The sequence below is a fragment of the Microvirga roseola genome (assembly GCF_020866965.1).
Taxonomy (GTDB): Bacteria; Pseudomonadota; Alphaproteobacteria; order Rhizobiales; family Beijerinckiaceae; genus Microvirga; species Microvirga roseola.
On record NZ_JAJATX010000141.1, the window covers coordinates 1 to 1830 of the forward strand.

The following is a 1830-nucleotide window of genomic DNA, read 5'->3' on the forward strand; positions in this document are numbered from 1 at the left end:
AGGACTTACACCTCCGAGCTGTCGAACATGCTCGGCACACAAGAAAAAGGGCCGCTCTGAGCAGCGGCCCTGAAGGTGGCAAAGCGCCAGAAGGGGGCCGCTGCGGTTGGCGGGCAGCGGTCTGATGCTTCGATGAAGGCTCATTAGGAGATTAATCTTAACTGAAGCTTACCAGCATCCGGAGCGAAGTTCGTTTCCGTCCATCAACTTCAGCCTGCATTCGCGACAGAGCCCATAAGCTGTGCGGCAATCTCAATATGGCTCTCGATCCCCGTGAGCGCTCGCGTTGCCGCAGTAGCTTATCGAGGATGGGAGGTAAACCTGTGCGGCGCACAATTGCCGCAGTCAGCTGGAGATCCTAATCGTGGAGCGTCCGCCCAAGGGATACCATGGCGGACCGCGACTGCTCACTGCATATCGGATCGACCGAGCGTCTAATTTTTGCTCAGCAGTTGAATGCAGGTAGTGCATGTGGAGCCCGCGGCCTTATTGACGCTCCAGACGAGCCCGATATCCTCGAGAGGCTGGCGTGGCTTTCAGGTGCAGCCTACGCCTGGTTGACGAGCATAGCTTTCAGCAAGGGAACCCTATCAGGATTTTCATCGCCCTGCTTTGAAGAGCATTCTGTGCAACCTGCGAGGCCAGCAGATATATTGGCGGCCCAGAACACTGCTTTTTCACGAACGCACGGTCGCGCGGCAGAAGGAGAGCGGCACGAAATGGAACTCGAAGATCAGGCTTCCTGCCCACAATGGTTTCCGTTCTTCCGGCTGACTACTGGTCTTATTAGCCTCACAGCTTGTCAGGTCATAGCGTAGTGGCACGGGTATCGGGCATCGTCGGTTCGGCGGGACAGATCCACTGGCTCAAGGCTATCATGTTGAACTGCCTCCACCAGTGGCTGAGTTCCTTAAACGAAACCGAGCGCAATCTCCGAAGCCAGGGCTATCTTGTCGTATACGGTGGAATGTCATCATTCATCGTTCCGGTCGGCTCAGATGACATGGCGCCCCACCGGCCTGGCAAGCCCTTGTTGTTCTGGGGGGCAGCCCCGGCGGCCTTCGGCCTTTGATCGGACCAATGCTACCATAAACTCTGCATGGAGAGTGAAGCAGCACAGGGCAGATTGTTTTCCCTCGTCTCAGGCTCGCCCAAGGACGCAGTTATTTTCTCAGGCGCATTGCAACAGGGGCGCCGTCCGGACATGACAACATCGGATCTCTTCCTAACGCAGGCGTTTGACTTGGTAAGGTAAGGTAGCCCTGTAGAGCGTTGCAGTTAAAGCATCATTGTCAGGGGTCGGGCACGATGCGGAGCCATCGGGAATATTTAGATCGGCCTCAACGGAATCTAGTACTTCTTCATCTCGATTTCGACGAAGGCAATCGGATGATCTGAGGCATTCATGACATCGTGCCGAATTCCGGCCGGGCGTGAATAGGCCTGCCCATGCTGAAGCTCCACCTCGCTCGTCGTCCTACCGTCATGAATACGAAGGCGTCCAGCCGTGATCATGACGACGACATAGGGATAGCCATGCTCATGCCAGCCGGTGACGGCACCGGGTGCGAAGTCCCAGCGAGTGATGCGGTACTCAGTACTATCGTGCTGGATGGTCGGGCGGGCTGGGATGTCGCACTGAAAGGCCATTGGAAAACCTGAACAAAGAGGATGCTGGTTAACGATAGCGGATACGGACGCAGCGAGGGCCTGCTTCAAGACGGCTGCCGTCTCGCAGTGACGGCGAGCTGCTAGGTTGAAGACACAGCGTGCCTTGCCCATAGCTCACAGGCCTGCGAGGCAGATGTATTTCAGCTCGAGGAAGCCCTC

The 1830-nt window shown here is 56.7% G+C and carries 1 protein-coding gene; it reads right to left on the reverse strand.

Annotated features, from left to right (window positions below):
- Positions 1-1350: 1350 nt before the first annotated feature.
- Positions 1351-1650, reverse strand: coding sequence for a cupin domain-containing protein (locus tag LG661_RS24520; protein WP_230534612.1), 300 nt, complete (start codon positions 1648-1650; stop codon positions 1351-1353).
- Positions 1651-1830: the final 180 nt, after the last annotated feature.